20 protein-coding genes and 1 tRNA gene are annotated in these 19,675 nt (G+C 72.5%); 7 read left to right on the top strand and 14 right to left on the bottom strand.

Going from position 1 to position 19,675, the window contains the following annotated elements:
- The first annotated feature begins 73 nt into the window (after positions 1–73).
- Together JL106_RS16125 and JL106_RS16120 are read left to right on the top strand one after the other, a co-directional pair.
- Positions 74–490 (top strand): hypothetical protein, encoded by a 417-nt coding sequence (locus tag JL106_RS16125; RefSeq protein ID WP_205261772.1) that lies wholly within the window; start codon positions 74–76, stop codon positions 488–490.
- Entirely contained in the window at positions 487–831 is a 345-nt protein-coding gene (locus tag JL106_RS16120) for a DUF4440 domain-containing protein (RefSeq protein ID WP_205261771.1), read from the top strand. The genes JL106_RS16125 and JL106_RS16120 overlap by 4 nt, the downstream gene beginning before the upstream one ends.
- Before the next feature lie 18 nt (positions 832–849).
- On the opposite strand, the gene JL106_RS16115 is transcribed toward JL106_RS16120, so the two are convergent.
- The 4 genes from JL106_RS16115 to JL106_RS16100 all read right to left on the bottom strand — a co-directional run bounded on the left by JL106_RS16115 (position 850) and on the right by JL106_RS16100 (position 3,766).
- A complete protein-coding gene (locus tag JL106_RS16115; protein WP_205261770.1) occupies positions 850–2,589 on the bottom strand; it encodes a bifunctional 3'-5' exonuclease/DNA polymerase in 1,740 nt (579 codons plus the stop codon).
- A 47-nt stretch (positions 2,590–2,636) separates the two neighbouring features.
- Complete coding sequence (locus JL106_RS16110) at positions 2,637–2,819, bottom strand: hypothetical protein (RefSeq protein WP_205261769.1); 183 nt, start codon at positions 2,817–2,819, stop codon at positions 2,637–2,639.
- 47 nt (positions 2,820–2,866) lie between these two features.
- Positions 2,867–3,013, bottom strand: coding sequence for a hypothetical protein (locus JL106_RS16105; protein WP_205261768.1), 147 nt, complete (start codon positions 3,011–3,013; stop codon positions 2,867–2,869).
- Positions 3,014–3,160: 147 nt separating this feature from the next.
- A complete protein-coding gene (locus JL106_RS16100) occupies positions 3,161–3,766 on the bottom strand; it encodes a TetR/AcrR family transcriptional regulator (RefSeq protein ID WP_205261767.1) in 606 nt (201 codons plus the stop codon).
- 97 nt (positions 3,767–3,863) lie between these two features.
- On the opposite strand from JL106_RS16100, the gene JL106_RS16095 reads away from it, so the two are divergent.
- Together JL106_RS16095 and JL106_RS16090 are read left to right on the top strand one after the other, a co-directional pair.
- Positions 3,864–5,360 (top strand): DHA2 family efflux MFS transporter permease subunit, encoded by a 1,497-nt coding sequence (locus JL106_RS16095; protein WP_205261766.1) that lies wholly within the window; start codon positions 3,864–3,866, stop codon positions 5,358–5,360.
- Between the two features lie 752 nt (positions 5,361–6,112).
- The gene (locus JL106_RS16090) at positions 6,113–6,268 is read left to right on the top strand and encodes a hypothetical protein (RefSeq protein ID WP_205261765.1); all 156 of its coding nucleotides are present in this window, start codon (positions 6,113–6,115) and stop codon (positions 6,266–6,268) included.
- A 222-nt stretch (positions 6,269–6,490) separates the two neighbouring features.
- Here JL106_RS16090 and JL106_RS16085 read toward each other — a convergent pair whose 3' ends face one another.
- From JL106_RS16085 to JL106_RS16075, 3 genes are all read right to left on the bottom strand, one after another.
- Positions 6,491–8,467 carry an ABC1 kinase family protein gene (locus tag JL106_RS16085; RefSeq protein WP_205261764.1) on the bottom strand — a complete coding sequence of 659 codons (1,977 nt, stop codon included), beginning with the start codon at positions 8,465–8,467 and terminating at the stop codon, positions 6,491–6,493.
- Positions 8,468–8,638: 171 nt separating this feature from the next.
- Positions 8,639–8,709, bottom strand: a tRNA-Gly gene (locus JL106_RS16080).
- Between the two features lie 79 nt (positions 8,710–8,788).
- Positions 8,789–8,947, bottom strand: coding sequence for a hypothetical protein (locus JL106_RS16075; RefSeq protein WP_205261763.1), 159 nt, complete (start codon positions 8,945–8,947; stop codon positions 8,789–8,791).
- 170 nt (positions 8,948–9,117) lie between these two features.
- Between JL106_RS16075 and dcd the strand changes: the two genes are divergently transcribed.
- Positions 9,118–9,708 carry a dCTP deaminase gene (gene dcd, locus JL106_RS16070; protein WP_205261762.1) on the top strand — a complete coding sequence of 197 codons (591 nt, stop codon included), beginning with the start codon at positions 9,118–9,120 and terminating at the stop codon, positions 9,706–9,708.
- Positions 9,709–9,824: 116 nt separating this feature from the next.
- Here the strand turns inward: dcd and JL106_RS16065 are convergent, their stop codons facing one another.
- On the bottom strand, positions 9,825–11,156 hold the full coding sequence (locus tag JL106_RS16065) for an MFS transporter (protein ID WP_205261761.1): 1,332 nt from the start codon (positions 11,154–11,156) through the stop codon (positions 9,825–9,827).
- 565 nt (positions 11,157–11,721) lie between these two features.
- Between JL106_RS16065 and JL106_RS16060 the strand changes: the two genes are divergently transcribed.
- Entirely contained in the window at positions 11,722–13,995 is a 2,274-nt protein-coding gene (locus JL106_RS16060; protein WP_328842540.1) for a (Fe-S)-binding protein, read from the top strand.
- A 43-nt stretch (positions 13,996–14,038) separates the two neighbouring features.
- On the opposite strand, the gene JL106_RS16055 is transcribed toward JL106_RS16060, so the two are convergent.
- From JL106_RS16055 to JL106_RS16040, 4 genes are all read right to left on the bottom strand, one after another.
- Entirely contained in the window at positions 14,039–14,599 is a 561-nt protein-coding gene (locus JL106_RS16055; RefSeq protein ID WP_205261759.1) for a dihydrofolate reductase family protein, read from the bottom strand.
- 106 nt (positions 14,600–14,705) lie between these two features.
- Complete coding sequence (locus tag JL106_RS16050; protein ID WP_205261758.1) at positions 14,706–14,972, bottom strand: DUF6295 family protein; 267 nt, start codon at positions 14,970–14,972, stop codon at positions 14,706–14,708.
- A 1-nt stretch (position 14,973) separates the two neighbouring features.
- Positions 14,974–15,744: a dienelactone hydrolase family protein gene (locus JL106_RS16045; RefSeq protein ID WP_236007820.1), complete on the bottom strand. Its 771-nt coding sequence runs from the start codon at positions 15,742–15,744 to the stop codon at positions 14,974–14,976.
- Positions 15,745–15,802: 58 nt separating this feature from the next.
- On the bottom strand, positions 15,803–16,138 hold the full coding sequence (locus JL106_RS16040; RefSeq protein ID WP_205261756.1) for a YnfA family protein: 336 nt from the start codon (positions 16,136–16,138) through the stop codon (positions 15,803–15,805).
- Between the two features lie 75 nt (positions 16,139–16,213).
- Here JL106_RS16040 and JL106_RS16035 point away from each other — a divergent pair, with 75 nt between their 5' ends.
- Positions 16,214–17,332 (top strand): DNA polymerase IV, encoded by a 1,119-nt coding sequence (locus JL106_RS16035; RefSeq protein WP_328842539.1) that lies wholly within the window; start codon positions 16,214–16,216, stop codon positions 17,330–17,332.
- Positions 17,333–17,356: 24 nt separating this feature from the next.
- Here JL106_RS16035 and JL106_RS16030 read toward each other — a convergent pair whose 3' ends face one another.
- Positions 17,357–18,727, bottom strand: a complete 1,371-nt coding sequence (locus JL106_RS16030) for a serpin family protein (protein WP_205261755.1) — start codon at positions 18,725–18,727, stop codon at positions 17,357–17,359.
- 168 nt (positions 18,728–18,895) lie between these two features.
- The gene (locus JL106_RS16025; protein ID WP_205261754.1) at positions 18,896–19,228 is read right to left on the bottom strand and encodes a DMT family transporter; all 333 of its coding nucleotides are present in this window, start codon (positions 19,226–19,228) and stop codon (positions 18,896–18,898) included.
- Positions 19,229–19,675: the final 447 nt, after the last annotated feature.

Genomic DNA, 19,675 nt, shown 5'->3' with positions numbered 1-19,675 from the left:
ACCGGAGGGTCACGACCCGCTCGGACGGCGCGGACGTGCCAGCCCGCGACGTCCACCGAAGGGGTGCAGCACCGTGAGCCAGCCTCCGTCGCCCGATTCCCAGTCGCCCGATTCCCAGTCGCCCGAGGTGCCGCCACCGGACCCGGCGTTGCCCGGCCTGTCGCCGGCACCACCCGGCTCCGACGCGACCACCGCCACCGACGCGCAGCCGGGTGTCGGCGCGCCCGTGTCCGGCGCAGCACTCGTCGATCCTGACCTGCTCGAAGCCGACCTCGGTGATCCCGATCAGGGAGTGCCGACCCTGGACGCCGTCCGTGACCGCATCGAGGGACGGTTCGGGCGGGCGCTCGGCGCCACCGAGCTGGCCGGGAACACGCCGGAGGCGAAGCGGGCGGCTGAGCGGCAGCGGGACCGGGAGCGCGCCGCCGCCGACAAGTTGGCCGAACTGCGCGCCGCCGTGGACCGGGACCGGCAGGGCGGCCCCGCGTGACGACGACACCGGCCCCGGCCGAGGTGGTCGGCGCCGCGGTGGCGGCCTACCTCGCCCAGGACCAGCCCACCGCGGAACGCCTGCTGGCTGAGGACTTCGTCTTCACCAGCCCACAGGACGACCGTCTCGACCGCGCGGCGTTCCTGGACCGGTGCTTCCCGACCGCCGGCCGGTTGACCTCACAGCGCACCCTGGTGCTGACCGGCATCGACGCCGAGCGCGTTCTGCTGGTCTACGAGCAGGAGTTGCGGGACGGCAGCCGGCACCGCAACGCTGAGATCAGCACGGTTCGGGACGGTCGGCTGGTTGCCACCGATGTCTACTTCGGCGGCCAGTACTGAGCGCTCTCGCGGCGTCGGTCACTTCGCGTCCGCGTAGTCCTGCACCACCACCGCTCGCACCGGCGTTTCGACCGGCGACCCCGGGAAGACCAGGCACCGGGCCCGGTCGGCGGCGTCGACGACCAGCTGCGCGACGTCGTCGGCCACCTCGGCCGGCGCGTGCAGGACCAGCTCGTCGTGCTGGAACAGCACGGTCCGGGTCTCGCCGATCGGCCCGGCCGCGGCGAGCAGTTCCTGCCGGACCAGGGACAGCCACACCGCGGCCCAGTCGGCCGCCGACGCCTGGACCAGGAAGTTGCGGGTGAAGCGCCCGCGGTCCCGGGCCACCGACCGGGCCCGCCGCACGGCCGCCTCGGCGGCGCCGGGCTGGGCACCCTCCTCCACCAGGGACCGCCAGCCCGGATCGGGTGCGGGACAGGTCCGGCCCAGCACCGACGACACGCTCCGGCCCAGCTCCCCGGCGTCGGCGGCGCGTTGCACGGCCGCCATGGCCAACGGGTAGCGGCGCTGCAGCACCGGCAGCAGCTGACCGGCCGCCCCGCTGGTCGCGCCGTACATCGCGCCGAGCAGCGCCAGCTTGGCCCGCGCCCGGTCGCCACCGAACCCTTCCGCGGCGATCGTCGCGTACATGTCCGGGGCGACCGAGGCGGCCTGCAGCGCCGGATCGCGGGACACCGCGGCCAGCACCCGCGGCTCCAGTTGTGCCGCGTCCGCGACGACCAGCCGGAACTCCGGATCGGATCGGACGGCGGTGCGCACCGTCCGGGGCAGTTGCAACGCGCCACCGCCACGGGCCGCCCAGCGGCCGGAGACCACGCCGGCCGGGACGTACCCGGGACGGAACCGGCCCCGGCCCGGATGACCGGGCACCGGCGCGACCCACTCGTCCAGCCAGTTCCAGCCGTTCGCCGTCCACAGCCGGGCCAGTTCCTTGTACTGCAGCAGCGGCGCGACGGCGGGGTGGTCGACGCGCTGCAGCTCCCAGGCCCGGGTCGAGGAGACCGCGAACCCGACCCGATGGAACGCCTCGCGCAGCTCGACCGGGGAATCGGGGTTGACCGGGGCGCCGAAGGCCGCGCCGATCTGCTCGGCCAGCCGTTGCAGGCGCTCGGGGCGGGCACCGGGCTCGGGGCGGGGTCCGAGCAACTCGGCCAGCAGCTCCCGGTGCACGTCGATGCGCCACGGCACCCCGTCCGCGCTCATCTCCACCGCGGCCAGCGCGCCGGCGCCCTCCGCCGCCACCAGGAGGCGCAGCGCGCGGTCCTCACCGATGCGGTTCCGCTGGTCGATCCAGGCCGCCACCAGGTCAGGCACGGAGCCCGGCCCGCCGGCCGGGGCGGTCGCCTCGAACAGCGTCGGTGCCTCGACCGGGTGCTCGGGGGACGGGTCCGCCGGGTCATCGGGAACGGACGTCCCGTCCCGGCGGGCCAGCACCGCGGCCACCGACGCGGGTTCGCCGTGCCGCAGTGTGCGGCCGAGCAGGATGCGCTCGGTCGCCACCACGTCGTGCATCCGCGACAGCCGGAGCCCGGCCGCGACCAGCGGGGGACAGGTGCGGTCCGCCCGCTCCACCAGCCACCGGTGCCCGGACGGGGTGGTGTCGGCGATCCCGGTGAGCGCCCGAACGTCGGCGGTGCTGACCGGTCCGACCGGGGTGCCGCCCTCGTCCAGCCGCTGCCACCACCACTGCCCGGGGGGACCGGGAACGAGGGCGGTCACCGACCACCGGTCGGGCGCGGTTCCAGCAGCGGCGGACATCGACCCCATCCTGGCCCGGACCGCCGACGGTCCGGGCCAGGCGCAGGTCAGCGCGCGAAGGCGCCGAGGCCGTCCTCGTCGAAGTACTCGACGGTGACCGCCGGCGCTGCCGCGGCCACCGACTCGTCCGCGGCGGTGAGCCCGAAGTTGGTGGAGGCCTCCGAGTCCCGGAACGCCTGGAGCGGCTCGGACCGGAGACGTTCGAGGATCTGCTGCTGGTCGTACCCCATGTCCTCGAGCGTTGTCGCCTCGTGCTCGGGCAGCCTTGCCGGTGCGACTACCGGTCGCCGATGGTGACGTGCTCGGTGAACCAGGTCGGCGAGCGCGAACCATGGCAGGTGCTCGACCACCAGGTGGCCCCAGTTGGACCGTGCCCGCGGGGCACCTCGTGGGCGACCACCGTGGCGCTGAGCGGCTCGGACATGGACGCGATCGGACGAGGCCGTCGCATTCGCCGTCCCGGACGTCGTGGTGGGACCGGTGGTGCTGCCGGCGCTGACCCGGGCGGAGTGGAGATCAACAGCCGCGTCCGCTGCGTCCTGATCGTCCGGTTCACGCCCACGGGTGACCGTCACGGTGACTGCCGCAGCAGCAGGTCGGCCTTGTGCCCCAGCGCGCACTGGACCAGCCAGGCGGCGAGCGTGTCGTCGGGCGTCCCGCTGTCGGTCGCGGCCGGGAGGTCCAGGCCGAGCAGGGTGTTCAGGAGCATGCCGTGGGCCAGGAAGCCGACGACCTGGTCCGCGGACATCCCGGCGGCGTCGCGCATGAAGCCGGCGATCTTCAGGAAGCAGTGCCGTGCCGTTGGCCCCACCGCGGGATCGGCTCCGGCCAGGAACGCCTGCATGAGCACCCGCAGCAGTCCGCGGTCGGCGATGAGATCGACGTACGCCTCGCCCAGTCGGTGGGCCAGTTCGTCCCCGCTGATGCCGTCCGCCTCGTCGACGACCGCCCGGAACGCGGCCATCACCCGATCACCGGCCCGGGCCACGGTGGCGCGGACCAGTTCGTCCTTGGACCCGAACACCCGGATCACGTAGGGCTGGCTGATGCCCGCCGCCCGAGCCACCTGATCGGTGGTCGTGGCGGTGAACCCGTTGCTGCCGAACAGGTCTGCCGCCACGTCGAGGATCTGCTCACGACGTTCGGCGGCCGGGATGCGGGTGCGGGGAGCGGACACGTTGACAGGTTATCAGTCGATGACTAGCGTCCGACGGCGGAAGTGATCAGTCGATGACTACCGAAAACTGCCGTCCCGCCTCCGGAGGTTCCCGACCATGACGACGTCCCTCGAGCCGGCCGACCCGCCGGCCCCCGCGCGCGGCGGCGCCGGCCCGTCCCGCCGCTTCGTCGTGCCGGTCTGGATGGCCGTGCTGGCCGCGTCCGTGCCGATGTTCATGGCCACGCTGGACAACCTGGTGGTGACCAGCGCGCTGCCCGTCATCCATCTCGATCTCGGGGCCCAGGTCGAGGACCTGCAGTGGATCACCAACGCCTACACGCTGAGCTTCGCGTCGCTCATGCTGCTCGCGGTCACCCTCGGGGACCGATTCGGCCGCCGCCGGCTCTTCGTCGCCGGCATCGTGCTCTTCACCGCGGCGTCCGCCTGGTGCGCGCTGGCCGCCGATCCCGGCACACTCATCGCCGCCCGGGCCGTGCAGGGCGCCGGCGCAGCGATGATCATGCCGTTGTCGCTGACCCTGCTGGCGGAGTCGGTCCCGCCGCGGCTGCGGGCGCTGGCCATCGGCATCTGGGGTGGAGTCTCAGGGCTCGGGGTGGCACTCGGCCCGCTCATCGGCGGCGCCGTGGTCGAGGGCTGGAGCTGGCAGGCCATCTTCTGGATCAACGTGCCGATCGGCGTGCTCGGCGCGGTGCTGGCCGCCGGCGCGCTGCCCAACACCTTCGGCGAGCGGGTCCGGGCCGACCTGCTGGGCGTGCTGCTGGCCGGGGTCGGCGTGCTGGGCCTGGTCTACGGCATCGTGCGCGGCAACGAGGCGGGCTGGACCAGCGCCGAGGTGCTGGTCGCCCTGATCGGCGGCATGGTGCTGCTCGGTGCGTTCCTGCGCCGACAGACCCGTACCGACGCTCCGGTGCTGCCGCTGCGGCTGTTCCGCAACCGTGGCTTCAGCGTGGTCAACGTCGTCGGTCTGGCCTTCTCCTTCGGCGCGTTCGGCGCGGTGTTCATCCTGATCCAGTTCCTGCAGGTGGTGCAGGGCCGCTCGCCGTTGGAGGCGGGCGTGATGACCATGCCGTGGACGATGGCGCCGATGGTGGTGGCCCCGCTGGCCGGGCTGCTGGCCCCACGGGTCGGGACCCGGGCGCTCATCGTCGGCGGCACCGCCCTGTTGGCCGCGGGCATCGGCTGGATCGGCATCACGCTGACGCCCGACCAGACCTTCGTCTCCATGCTGCCCGGGTTCGTGATGGCCGGGGTGGGCATGGGGCTGATCTTCGCGCCGGCGTCCACGGTGGTGCTGGCCGGCCTGCCGACGGTGGACCACGCCAAGGCCTCCGGCACCAACAGCATGCTCCGCGAGGTCGGCGTCGCGCTCGGCATCGCCGTGTTGACCGCGGTGTTCACCGGGGCCGGCGGCGAGCTGACCCCGACCGGCTACGTCGACGCGGCCCGCCCCGCCGTCCTGGTCGGCGCGGCCGCGGTCGCGCTGGCCATGCTGGTCGGCCTGTTGCTGCCGGCGGGCCGGGGCACCGGCGAGCCCTCGGACGAGGGGACGACCGGCGCGGTCACCGATCGGGCCGAGCGCATCCCCGCGTGACTGTCGTCCCCCGTCACTGGGGTCGACGCCATGACTTGCGCCCCGACCTCGTCCGACGCGCAGCGGCACGACCCGTCGTTCCTGACGGGCGAGGCGGTGCCGCTGCCGTCGTGGCGGGGCGGGAGTGGCGAGCGCCGGCGGGGTGGCGGCGGCGCACCGACCTGGGCAGCATCGTGCTCTGAACCGGCGTAGTGCCGCCGGTGAGCCGAGGAGCCGCCATGCCGTTGCCGCGCGCGCTGGCCCGGGCCAACCGGGTCGGACTCAACAAGCTGATGCGTCGAGTGTCGCCGACCCTGCCCGGCTTCGGGCTGTTGACGCACCGGGGCCGCCGGTCGGGGCGGGAGTTCCGGACGCCGATCAACCTCTTCGCGTTCGGTGACGGAGGAGTCGCGCGAGCGAGGGACGAGGGAGCGCGGGCTCCGACCAGACCGACCGGAGGAGTCGCGCGAGCGAGGGACGAGGGAGCGCGGGCTGCGACCAGACCGACCGGAGGAGTCGTGCGAGCGAGGGACGAGGGAGCGCGGGCTGCGACCAGACCGACCGGAGGAGTCGTGCGAGCGAGGGACGAGGGAGCGCGGGCTGCGACCAGACCGACCGGAGGAGTCGCGCGAGCGAGGGACGAGGGAGCGCGGGCTCCGACCAGACCGACCGCGTACCGGATCGCACTCACCTACGGCGCCGACGCCGACTGGGTCCGCAACGTGCTCGCCGCCGGCGGGTGCACCGTGGTGCATCGCGGTCGCACGATCACGTTGACCGATCCGCGGCTGGTCGTCGACCGCACCCGGGCCGGCATCCCGGCGCCGGCCCGGGTGGTGCTCGGCGTCATCGACGTGCAGCAGTTCCTCGACCTCACCGTGGTCGAGGAACCCGACCCGACGGCCGGAGCGGGCGCGGCGTCCGGTTGACCCGGCGTCAGCGACCGGCCGGCTGGGGATCCCGACGTCCGGATCCGCCACTTGGTGTGGTCGCCGAGGATCCGCCTCGGACCGCGTCCGGCTGCTGCGCCCGGCATGCCGGCCCCTTCCCGCGGCAGGCCCCCCGGCTCCGCCGCGATCGGTCTGGGCAGCCGGCGGTGGGAGCACGGTGAGTCGTCGCGGGTGCGCGCCGGATGATCACCGGCGATGCGTTCAGGGGGACCGCATGTCCCACATGCGGCGGATGGACCGGAGCAGCAGCAGGAACCCACCGAGCCCGATCACCGCACCGATGAACGACAGCGCGCTCACCTGCGAGGTGATGAGCGGGCCGGTGTCGCTGGCGGCCAGCACCGCAGCCACCAGCAGCAGCACCACCGCAGCCACCGCCCCCACCGTCTCGGCGACCAGGGCGCTGATCCAGCTGCGTTCCTTCTCGTCCTCCAGCAGGTTGACCCGGAACCCGAGCCGGCCACCGAGCAGCTGACCGACGAAGTCCTGCAGCTGCGCCGGGGTGCGGCGGGTCATCGCGCCCAGCACCGCGGCCTGGGTGGGGACCTGGGAGGCGAGCCGGGCCGGTCCCAGCTTCTGCCGGAACACCGCCGGCACCAGGTCCAGGGCACCGTCCACGAACGAGTACTCCGGGTCCAGCAGCCGCAGGCAGCCCTCCAGGGCGAGCAGGGTCCGCAGCGCCAGCCCCAGGGCCGGCGGCACGGAGACCCGGTGCGTACGGATGACGTCGAGCATGGCCGCGAAGATCGACACTCCGGCCCCGGAGCGCAGGGACACCGTGGTCAGCACTGCGCCCACCCCGCGCCGCAGCGCCTCGACGTCGGTGTCCTCGGGGGTGTCCACGGCCAACAGCAGCAGGTCGGTGGCGGCGATGTCGTCCTCCTGACCCACCGCCAGCAGCAGTCCGGCCACCACGTCCCGCAGGCTGCGTTCCATGATCCCGACCGCGCCGAAGTCGATCAGCCCGAGCGTGCCGCCCGGCCGGACCAGGACGTTGCCGGGGTGCAGGTCGGCGTGGAACACGCCGTGCACCAGCACCTGGTCGAGCACGGTGCGGAGCAGCTCGCGGGCCATGGCGGTGCGCTGTTCCATCGGCATCTCGGCGAGCAGCGCCCCGGCCGAGACCAGCGGCGTGCCCTCCACCCGCTCCATGGTCAGCAGTCGGCGGGAGCTCGCCTGCGGGAAGACCGCCGGCACGGTCACGCCCGCCCCGCTGCGGCGCTGCGCGGTCGCGAGCATGTCCATGTTGCCGGCCTCGACCCGGTAGTCCAGCTCCTCGCGCAGCGAGCTGGTGAACGTCTCGGCCAGGTCGACGGTGCGGAAGTCGCGGCCCCAGCTGGTGCGGTTCTCCAGCCGGCGGGCGATCCGCATCACGATGTCCACGTCCGCCTCGACCTGGGCCCGGGCGGCCGGCCGCTGCACCTTGAGCACCACCGGAGTGCCGTCCAGCAGGGTGCCGGTGTGCACCTGGGCCACCGACGCGGCCGCCAGCGGGTCCGGGTCGACCTCGGCGTACAGGGTGTCCAGCGGGCCGCCGATCTCCCGCTCCACGGCGGCCTGGACCTCCGGCCACGGGAGCGGCGCGGCCCGGGTCTGCAGCGACGCCAGGGCGGAGAGGTACGGCTCGGGCAGCAGGTCGCGGCGGGTGGAGATGAGCTGGCCGAGCTTGACGAAGGTGACGCCGGCCTCGTTGATGGCCCGCACCACGGCCGCCGCCCGCTGTTCCGGTGCGCTCAGCGACGGGTCGTTGGTGTGGCCGTGCATGATCTGGCCGAGCCCGTGCCGCGAACCGATGCGCAGGATGTCGAGGTAGCGGCGGGTGCGGCGGTTCCGTCGCTGCAACGACCGGTACGCGGTCAGCGGGTTGGCCCACCGGTGGCTCGGCCACAGCGCCTCCAGCGTCACCAGGACGGCGATGCCGATGGCCAGCACCCAGCCGAAGGCCAGCAGCGAGAACGCCCATGTGACGGCCAGCGGCACCGCGCGTTCGCCATCGGCGTCGACCAGGCCGGCGGCCCGGCTGGTCGACTCGGTGAACAGCACGCTGGCGGCGAACGCGGCCAGCCCGACGACGGCGGCCCGGATCCGGCCGACCGGACGACCAAGCCAGCGGCGGGTCAGGACGGCGACGAGCCAGGCGTACGGCACGGCGACGAGCGCGTAGATCAGGGTCTCCACCGACCGAGTGTGACCGACCACCGATGCCGCGCCGGGTCGGCGACGCGCTCAGGACCGGACACGGCGTCGGATCGGGCTCGGCGCGGTCAGCCCCGCAACGGACCCCTGCAACGGACCCCTGCAACGGACGGAGCCCCGGCCCTCCGAGGGAGGGACCGGGGCTCCGGAACGAGCGGGCGACGAGAATCGAACTCGCGCTATCAGCTTGGGAAGCTGAAGTTCTACCACTGAACTACGCCCGCAGTGCCGGGAATGTTACCCGACGCCGGGCGCGGTCCGCGCCCCGCGGCCGCTCCCGACCCACGGGCGGCCGGGGTGTGGTCAGCTCTCGTCGGCGGGCGCGCCGGTCTCCTCGGGCTCGAAGGTGTCACCCTCGTCCGCGCCGATGCCGACGCCGGTCTCCGGGTTCGGCACCGCGTCGTCGTCGGGATCGGTCGGGGTGGGGCCGGTCGGCTCCGGTGCCGGGTTCGGTGTGCTCATGGTGTGTCCCTCCGTCCACGGGGGCGTCGACTGCGTCGGCGACGCGGAACGCCCCGTCCCACTCGCCGACCATCCAACCCCACGGTCCGGCCGGCCGCTGCGGTGGGACTCCCGGGCCCCCGGATCGGGCGGTTCGTCTCGGCGCGACCTGCGCGGATACCCTCACGCGCATGCTGCTGTCGGACCGGGACCTGCTCACCGAGATCGAGGCCGGCGGGTTGGCCCTCGATCCGTTCGACGCGACGCTGGTGCAGCCGTCGAGCATCGACGTCCGGCTCGACCGGTTCTTCCGGGTGTTCAACAACTCCCGCTACACCCACATCGACCCGCAGGTGCAGCAGGACGATCTGACCAGCCTGGTCGAGGTGGCCGGCGACGACGCGTTCGTGCTCCACCCCGGCGAGTTCGTGCTCGGCTCGACCTTCGAGCTGGTTTCGCTGTCCGACCGGCTGGCCGGCCGGCTGGAGGGCAAGTCGTCGCTGGGCCGGCTCGGGCTGCTCACCCACTCGACCGCCGGCTTCATCGATCCGGGGTTCAGCGGCCACATCACGCTCGAACTGTCCAACGTGGCCAACCTGCCGATCACCCTGTGGCCGGGGATGAAGATCGGGCAGCTCTGCCTGTTCCGGCTGACCTCCCCATCGCTGCACCCGTACGGTTCGGCCGAGTACGGCTCCCGCTACCAGGGGCAGCGCGGGCCGACGCCGTCCCGGGCCCACCTGAACTTCCGCCGCGACGACACCCGGCGTCCGTCGGCCTGAGCGCGGCGCCGGATCCGCCGGGCTGATCCGGCCCGGACCGCGGAACGGCCGGCCCGGCGGTCTCGAGGACCACCGGACCGGCCGAGATCATGCGGGCCGAGCCGTCGTGCGGACGGTCAGTGCACCGCGGCACCGGCGGCGGGACCGGTCGGCAGGTCCTTGCCGTCCGACTTCGGTTCCTTGACGAAGAGGACCGGGATGGCGGCGGCGGCGAAGACGGCCGCGCCGACCAGCCAGATGGTGCTGATCTGGCCCAGACCCTGCTTGTTCGGGTCCAACCACTCGGCGCTGACCTTGACCAGGACGTAGCCGAACGCCACCTGCAGGCCCGCGGCGATGCCGTTCAAGGTGCCGGTGGCCTCGGGGCGGGCGGCGCGGACCCAGTAAGTGTTCAGCGATCCCCAGAACAGCGGGTTCGACATGAACCCGAAGGCACTGATGAACAGCAGCCACAGGAACCACGGGACGTCCAGGACGGCCGCCAGCAGGTAGCCCAGCGCGGCGATGCCGACGCCCAGCAGCATCGGCGGCTTGAGCCGGCCCTTGAAGATCGTGTTGACGGCCTTGCCGTGCAGGAACGTGTACGCGACGGGGATGAGCGAGGCCAGCGGCGCGACGTAGGTGAACATGTTGCCGTCCACGCCGCCGAGAGTGATGACGCCGTAGGAGCTCCAGGTGCCGATCAACCAGGTCGGGGTGGTGGCCAGGCCGGCGGCGATGCACATCGCGATGATCGACGGGCGCTTGAAGAACGCGAGGATCTCCCGCGTCGGCAACTTGGCCTGGGCTTCCTCGGACCGGCCGAAGTTGATCAGCTCGACCTCGGCCTGGCTGATGCCCTTGAGCCGGGACGGGACGTCACTGGTCTTGAAGATCAGCAGGAACAGCGCGGGCAGGCCGATGAGCGAGATGACCACGAACGACCAGCGCCAGTCGATGTTGATCGCGATGGGCAGGGCGATGAGCGGCGCGACGATCGCGGTGATCATCTGCGAGCCGACCCACAGGGCGGTCACCCGAGGCGTGTCGAAGACCGGGAACCACACGGCGAGCATCCGCTGGCACGGCGCCCACAGGAAGCCGAAGAAGATGCCGAAGATCAGGTTCCGGACGTACATCTCGTTGTAGGTCTGGACCGCGGCCATGGTGAAGCCCATGACGGTGACGCCGGTCAGACAGATGATCAGCATCTTCTTGGGGCCGATGCGGTCGGCCAGGAAGCCGGCCACGAACAGCGTCGGGAAGTAGCCGAGCAGGTAGGCCGAGGAGACGTCGGCGATCTGCGCAGCGTCAAGCCCCAGGTCCCCGGCCCAGTACGGGGTGAGCAGGCTGGTCTTCGCGCTGTCGAGCCAGACGCCGAAGTTGGTCCACAGGACCGTGATCAGCACCCACCGGCGTTTGCCGGCCCCCACGTTGCGGAGGGCGGGTGGTAGTTCAGCGAGGCTCATTGATCATCCTCCGTTGGACGGTCACGGCGGGCCGGCAGGCCGCGGATCGGCGCTGCAGGTTCGGGGCGCTGACCGGGGTCGACCGGTGCGGCAGGCCTGACGGGAGCCCGGTCGGGCTGGGTGGACGCATGGACACGGCTGTCGTCGGGACGGGCGCCGACGACCGGCGGCGGCGCCCGGGACAACAGAACCGACTGGTCGGTCGGACGACATGTTCAGCGCTTCGTAGGAAGCTTGTCAAGAACGTCTGTGAACCCTTGAACAGGAACGATGCCGGTTTCCGCCCCCTGTGTGGATGTGCTACCGACCGTTCGGACGTGCGAACGTGTCGCGGCCAGAAGGATCTCCGGCGGCCGTGCGTGGTGACTCGGTCGGCTCACCCGACGGCGATCGTGCTGGTGGCGGCCGGTGCGCGGTTAACCTCGACCCGTCCTCCCGAGATCGGTCCCGACGACGCCGGACGGCGTCACCGCTGGTCGATCGCCGCCGGGGGACCCGACCGGGCCCAGCCGTGGCGGCGCCGGTCCGGACGTCCGCGATCCGCCACGGGACTGGAGGCTCGCGAGTGTCCGCGCTGCAGTGGGTGTGCGGTCCGGTGGCGGTGCTGCTGCTGGTGGCCGGGTTCGGGTGGCTGGGTCGGGCCGCGCTGCGGATCTGGCGGACGCTGCGGTTGGGCGCGCCGGATCCGACCCGGACCGATCGGCCGGGGCAGCGGCTCAAGGCCGTGCTGGTCGAGGTGGGTGCGCACACCCGGATGCTGCAGTGGGGTGTGGTCGGTGCCGCGCACTGGCTGGTGATGGTCGGCTTCGGGGCGCTGGTGCTGACCCTGGTGCAGGCGGCCGGGCAGACGTGGAATCCGCGGTTCGAGATCCCGTGGCTGGGTCATCAGGCCTGGTACGGGCTGCTGGTCGAGCTGGTGGCGGTGCTCACGTTGCTGGGGATCGGGTACCTGATCGTGGTGCGGCAGCGGGCGCACCCGCGCCGGGCCGGACTGCGCTCACGGTTCGCGGGGTCGAACTTCGCTCAGGCGTACTTCGTGGAGACCGTGATCGCGGTGATCGCGGTGTGCATCCTGGCCATCCGCGGGTTCGAGTCGGCGGCGGGGTTCCTGCCGTTCCCGACGTGGGCGGCGCCGGTGTCGACCTGGCTCGGTTCGTGGTTGCCCGGCGGTGGGTTCGCGTTGGCCGCGATCACGCTGATCGCGTTGGTCAAGGTGGCGGTGTCGATGGCGTGGGCGTTGGTGATCGGGCAGAACATCACCATGGGCGTGGCCTGGCACCGGTTCCTGGCCTTCTTCAACATCTACTTCAAGCGGCAACCGGAGCGGACCGCCCTGGGCGGGCTCAAGCCGATGATGTCGAACGGGCAGGTGCTGGACCTTCAGGAGGCCGACCCGGAGACCGACACCTTCGGCGCCGGGAAGGTCGAGGACTTCTCCTGGAAGGGCTGGCTGGACTTCTCCACCTGCACCGAGTGCGGGCGGTGTCAGTCGCAGTGCCCGGCGTGGAACACGGCCAAGCCACTGTCACCGAAGCTGCTGGTGCTGGCGTTGCGCGACCACGCCCACGCCAAGGCCCCGTACCTGGCCGCGGGCGGTGGGCTCACCGCCGAGGGCGAGGAGAAACTGTCCGAGGCGGATCTGGCGGCGTTGGCGCACTCGGATCCGCTGGCGGTGCTGGAGGCGGGGCGGCCGCTGGTCGGGCCGGCCGAGTTCGACGAGCTGGGCCGCGCGACGGGCGGGATCATCGACCCGGAGGTGTTGTGGGACTGCACGACCTGTGGGGCGTGCGTGCAGCAGTGCCCGGTGGACATCGAGCACGTCGATCACATCGTGGACATGCGCCGCTTCCAGGTGATGATCGAGTCCGAGTTCCCCACCGAGCTGGGCGGGTTGTTCCGGAACCTGGAGAACAAGGGCAACCCGTGGGGGCAGAACCAGACGTCCCGGATGGACTGGGCCAAGGACCTGCCGTTCGAGGTGCCGGTGGTCCAGGACGTGATCGATGACGATCACGAGTACCTGTTCTTCATCGGCTGCGCGGGCGCGTTCGACGACCGGGCCCGGCGGACCATCCGGGCCACCGCCGAGCTGCTGCACACCGCGGCCGTGGGCTACGCGGTGCTGGGCACGGCGGAGACGTGCACCGGGGATCCGGCCCGCCGGGCCGGCAACGAGTTCCTGTTCCAGATGATGGCCGCCGAGACCGTCGAGACCATCAACACCGCGTTCGGCGACCGGCCCACGAAGAAGATCGTGACGACCTGCCCGCACTGCCTGAACACCCTCGGGAACGAGTACCCGCAGCTGGGCGGGAACTACGAGGTCATCCACCACACCCAGCTGCTGAACCGGCTGGTGCGCGAGAAGCGCCTGGTGCCGCAGCGCCGCCCGGACGAGGCTCCGGGTCGGAACGTCACGTACCACGACCCCTGCTACCTGGGCCGGCACAACGGCGTCTACGCCCCGCCCCGGGAGCTGCTGCAGGCCTCGAACCTGCAACTGGCCGAGATGCCCCGCAACTCCCAACGCGCCCTGTGCTGCGGCGCCGGCGGCGCCCGCATGTGGATGGAGGAGAAGATCGGCAAGCGGGTCAACCTGGAACGTACTGACGAAGCCCTCACCACCCTGGCAGGCGCGGATGGCGGGAAGGCTCAGGGTGGAGCGATCGCCACCGGCTGCCCGTTCTGCCGCGTCATGCTCACCGACGGCCTCACCGCCCGGCAGAGCCAACCCGCGCCTGAAACCAGCACGGGCGGCACCACTGTGACAACCAGCACCGCCGAGGACGTCGAGGTCCTCGACGTCGCCCAGCTCCTGCTGGCCAGCGTCAAGCGATGACCGCGCGACCCGGGGGCGTTGTCGCTCCCGGGTCGCCCGGACGTCAGCGGATCACGTCGTACACCGCGAGCCGGATGCCGTTGCCGTAGGAGGCGGACTCGACCAGTCGCAGCGAGGTCTTGGGTGCGTCGGCGTTCGCCCACAGGCGTCGGCCGCTGCCCAGCAGCACCGGGAACTCCAGCAGGTGGTACCGGTCGACCAGGCCGGCCGCGGCGAGACCCTGGACCAGGGTGGCACTGCCGTGGACCAGGATGCTGCCCTGGCCGTCCTGCTCCTTGAGGGCGGCCACCTCCTCCAGACTCCGCAGCACCGAGGTGTTGTTCCAGGTCGGGCCGGTGAGCGTGCTGGACACGACGTACTTGGGCATGGCGTTGTACTCGGCGAACTCGTCCATGGTCGGCCAGACGGGCGCGAACTCGTCGTAGCTGATCCGGCCGAGCAGCAGGGCGCCGGCCTCCTGCTGCTCGCGACCTTTGATCTCGTACGCCGCCTCGTCGAACTCGATGTCCTGGAACGTCCAGCCGGCGTGCGGGTACGAGCCCCCGCCGGGGGAGTCGATCACGCCGTCGAGGCTGACGAACTCGGTGACGATCAGAGGGCGCATCGGGATGCCTGCTTCCTGCTCCGGGGGCGGTCAGCGGGGTCGACCGAGCGGTCGAGGGCAACTCATCGGTGGGCCGGCGCCGGATCGGGAAGGGATCAGGTCGCGATCAGACGGTGAGCTCGGCCGGGGCCGAGGCCAGTGCGCCCTCGATGGCCCGGACCAGCTCCCGCGCGGACGCGGCCGTCAGTTCGACCGCGACCCGTGACCCGGGCCCGCGGGCGGGGTCGACGAAGTCGATGTTCAGCGTGTGCTCGGCCGCGGCGTGCACCGGGTGGTCGAAGTAGACCGTCGCGTCGGTGACGTGGGTCCAGGACGACCCCGGACCCTTGGCGCTGCCGTCGATCTCGGTCCGGATCGTGGCGTAGGTGCACATGTCAGCTCCCGGCGGGGTCGGTGGTGCGCGGTGTCCCGAGGTGGGTGGTGAAGAAGGCGGCGACGCGTTCCCAGCCGTCGTTGGCCGCGTGGACGCGGTAGGACGGACGGTCGTTGGAGAAGAACGCGTGGCCGGCGTCGTCGTAGCGGTGGAACTCGAAGGTCTTGCCGTGCGCGGTGAGCAGTCGCTCCAACTCGTCGACGTCGTCGGGCGAGGGGTAGCGGTCCTCGTTGCCGAACAGCCCGAGCAGCGGGGTGCGCAGCTCGGGCAGCTGGTCGACCAGGTTCCCCACCTGCAGCGGGAAGCCCTCCGGCGGGGTCCCGGTCACGAACGCGCCGTAGCAGTCGACGGCGGCGTCGACGTCGAGATGGCAGGCAGCCAGGACGGTCTGGCGGCCACCCGAGCAGTACCCGATCACCCCGACCCGGCCGTTCGACGTCGGCAGCGCCCGCAGGTGGGCGGCTGCGCCGGCCACGTCGCCGACCAGCCGGGCGTCCGGGACGCCGCCGGAGGCACGAGCGGTGGCCGCGGCGTCGTCCGGCGCCGCGCCGGGCGCCTCTCGGACGTACAGGTTCGGGCAGATGGCGTCGTAGCCGAGTTCGGCGAACCGGCGGGTGATCTCCTTCATGCCCCGGTCCCACCCGGGCATGTGGTGGATGACCACGACCCCACCGCGGCGGGTCGTTCCGGCCGGTCTGGCCAGGTAGGCCTCGATGAGGTCGCCGTCGGCGCCGGGCAGGGTCACGGTCTCAGCGGTGAGCGCGTCGGACATGGTCAGCACCCAAGCACCGGACCCGGGACAGCCGATCGCCGGGGTCGGACGCGACCGATCAGGCGCTGCGTGGCGCGTACATGATCACGGCCACGCCGAACAGGCAGACCAGCGCGCCGATGACGTCCCACCGGTCCGGGCGGAACTTGTCGACCACCATCGCCCAGGCCAGTGACCCGGCCACGAAGACGCCGCCGTAGGCGGCCAGGATGCGGCCGAAGTTCGCATCGGGCTGCAGGGTGGCCACGAAGCCGTAGAGGCCCAGCGCGATGACCCCGCCGCCGATCCACAGCAGCCCGCGGTGTTCACGGACGCCCTGCCAGATGAGCCAAGCGCCGCCGATCTCGGCCACGGCGGCCACCACGAACAGCAGCAGCGACTTGAGCAGGGTCACCGGCGGAGGGTACGGGAGGGCTCCGGTCCCCGGGTCACGGTGGCGGTCCGGGCGCGTGGGCCGGAGCATGGGGCGGTGACCGTCGCCGCCCCGATCCCGGTGCCGTCCCCGCGAGACGTGGCCGGGCTGGCCGGACGTCGGACCACCTGGATCCTGCATGTCGACCTCGACCAGTTCCAGGTGACGGTCGAGCGGCTGCGGCGCCCGGAGCTGGTCGGCGTGCCGGTGGTGGTCGGCGGCGCCGGCGACCCGACCCAGCCGCGGACCGTGGTCACCTGCGCGTCCTACGAGGCCCGGGCGCACGGCGTCCGCTCCGGGATGCCGTTGCGCACGGCGCATCGCCGGTGTCCGGACGCGGTGTGGCTACCGGTCGACCAGACCAGCTGTGAACTGGCCTCCGAGGCGGTGATGACCGCGCTGCGATCGGTGGTCGCCGACGGACCCGTGGTCGTCGAGGCGTGGGGCTGGGACGAGGCGTTCGTCGGTGTGCACACCAGCGACCCCGCCGCGGTGGCGACGGCCGTCCGGGCGACGGTGCGGGAACGGACCGGGCTGACCTGCTCGGTCGGCATCGGTGACACCAAACTGCGGGCCAAGACGGCCACGTCGTTCGGCAAGCCGGACGGCGTGGCCGCGCTGACCGCCGACACCTGGCTGCCGGTCATGGGCGAGCGACGGACCGATGCCCTCTGGGGCATCGGGACGCGGACCGCGGCGCGGCTGGCCGCCCACGAGCTGCTCACCGTCCGCGACCTGGCCGACGCCGATCCGGCCGTGCTGGCCGGCTGGTTCGGGCCGACCACCGGTCCACGGCTGGGGGCCACCGGCGCGGGTGAGGTCGGCACCACGGTGGTGCCCACACCCCGGGACCCGCGGTCCCGCGGCCACCAGGTCACCTTCGCCGCCGACCTGACCGAGCCGGACGAGGTCCGGTCGCAGGTGGCGCGGCTGGCCCGGGAGGTGGCCGCCGAGGTGTTCGGCGAGGGACGGCGGGCCGCCCGGGTGGGCGTGACGGTCCGGACGTCGTCCTTCTTCACCCGGTCGCTGATCAGCAGACTGCCCGCCCCGACCACCGACCCGGACGCGGTCGTCGAGCTCGCGCTGCGGGTGCTCGACCGGTTCGAGTCCGGCCGGCCGGTCCGGCTGCTCGGGGTGCGGATCGAGTTCCCGCTCGAGGACAGCGTTCCCGGCTGACCGGCTCGGCCCAGGACGACCCGGTCAGCTCCGCGGGTCGGTGACGGTGCCGAGGAACAGGGGCGCGCCGGTGGTGGTGTCGGCGATCCAGAACAGGAACGGCCGATCGACCACCAGCGGCTCACCGGGGGCGGCCGACGTCACGCCGATCGAGACCCCGGTCGCCGCAGCGGCTTCCGTGCCGTGCTCGTCGACCGAGATCACCGCCTGGTGCAGGAAGGCGTCGACGACCAGGTCGCCCGGGGCGCCCGCGATGCCCGACAGGTCGACGGTGGTCGCGTCGAACAGGTCGGTCACGCCACCGGCCTGCGCGGCCGCCTGCACGTCGGGGGTGCTCGCGATCGCGAAGGTCGGCATGGTCAGCGTCCACTGGGCGGCCGAGGTGGTGTCGGCCGCGGCCGCCGCCGCGATGGTGGCCGCGTCGAGCCCGGCGAGCGTGGCGTCGAAGGTGCCGGCGTCCGGCACCAGCAGCGTCATGGCCAGTCCGGCGCCGAGGTAGGGGATGGTGGCCGACCGCCACCCGGACCCGGCCACGCCGGCGACGGTGCGCTCGCTGGTCATCACCGGCACCGTCACGGCCTCGCCGCTCGCGGTGGTGAAGTCGCCGTCCACCGGCGCCCGGAACGGTTTGGCCCATGCGGCCTTGAGGTACAGCGCGTTGACCAGGGCCACCCGGGTGGCGTCGGTGATCGAACCGTTCGGGAACAGTTCGGGGATGAGGTCGCGGGTGCGCTCGGCGACCCAGCCGTTGACGGCGGCCCGGACGGCCTCGGGATCGGCGGTGAAGTCGGCGCTGACCGCATCGGCGCCGAACCGGCTGGCCAACGCATCGAGGAAAGCCGGGCGGACGTCGAACCCGCGCTGGAGCCAGGACTGGTCAGCCGTCTCCACCAGCACGCCGTCCGGATCGTCGGGCGCGGCCTGACGGGCCGAGTCGAGTGCGGCGGCGACGCCCGCATCGACTGCCGTCATGGCCGCGCCCTGCTGCTCGCCGTCCAGATGGAGCAACTGGTCGAGCTGGGTCGCGGTCTGACCGTCGGCGCCCGCCCGGACCATGGCCAGCACCGAGTACAGCGAGTACGGGCTGATGACCGTGGACGCGGCCGGGTCCGACTGCACCACGGCGCGCAACATCGCAGCGCCGAAGCCGGCCAGCGCGGGCTGCGCCGCCGCCGGATCTCCGGCGGCGCGGGGCCGGGTCCCGCTGAGGGTCTCGACCAGACCGGCCGCCACCACCGGCGCGCCGGTCGTCGTGGTGGGGGTCGTGCTGCCGGCGGTGGGGTCGGGCGCCGGATCAGTGCGCCCGCACCCGGCCAGGCCGCCGACCAGCGCGCCGCCGGTGGCGAGCATCGCAGTGAGCAGCAGGTCGCGCCGGGACAGTCGGGATGCGGTCATGGGAGTGGGACGGGGCACGGTGCGCCGGAGGTTGCACGGTGCCGGCCGCCACCCCGGCTCGGACAGCAGATCTCCAGGTCACCCACCGTGCAGCAGCTGACCCGTCTCGACCGCGTGCCGCGAGGACGGCACCGTCCGTCGGACGGGACGGGCATGCCCGCGGTCCGGTCAGGACGAGGGGTGGCTGGCGCCCAGCTCGAGGGCGAGCACCCCGCCGGCGATGAGGGCGAGCCCGCCGACCTGCACCAGGGACAGTGGCTCGTTCAGGAAGACCGCGCCGACGATGGCGACCAGGGCCACCCCGCACGCCGCCCACACCCCGTAGGCGATCCCCAGCGGCATGCCGCGCTTCAGGGCCATGGCCAGGCACACGAAGGCGGTGATGTACCCGATGACGACCAGGACGGTGGGCAGCCACCGACTGAACCCGTCGGACAGCTTGAGCGACACCGTGGCGGTGACCTCGGCGACGATGGCGCCGGCCAGCAACAGCCAGGTCATGACTTCCCCCGATCGGGCAGCGACCGCCCCGGGATCGGAGTGATCCCGCGAGTTCGATCGACAACACAAGGTTATCGAGCGGTCACTCTCCGGCATACAGCCAGGTGGGGAGCACAGGGGGTGCTTGGTCAGATGGAGAACGTGCAGGTCAGCGCGGGTGAGCGGTGGCGTTTGACAGTGGTTGCAGCCGCCCGTAATGTTCTCGGAGTTGCCAGCGCGGGACGCGAGAGCGGCCGGAAGGTCAACACAATCCCTGAAGCACCAGATCGTACTGGGGCGCTGCTGCGCCCGGGAACGAGACGGAGGGAGCCGGAACTGAAGCAGCGGGTTTGACGCTGTGGTTCGGGTCTGGTAATGTTGTTCGGGTTGCCCCGGCGAGGCCTGGAAGGGCTGAGTGGGTGTGTGTCCGTTCTTTGAGAACTCAACAGTGTACCGATAGTCAGTGCC

Source organism: Nakamurella leprariae, assembly GCF_016918035.1.
GTDB classification, from domain to species: domain Bacteria; phylum Actinomycetota; class Actinomycetes; order Mycobacteriales; family Nakamurellaceae; genus Nakamurella; species Nakamurella leprariae.
The sequence above is the reverse complement of the archived record's forward strand: the minus strand, read 5'-3'. Positions and strand labels throughout refer to the sequence as shown.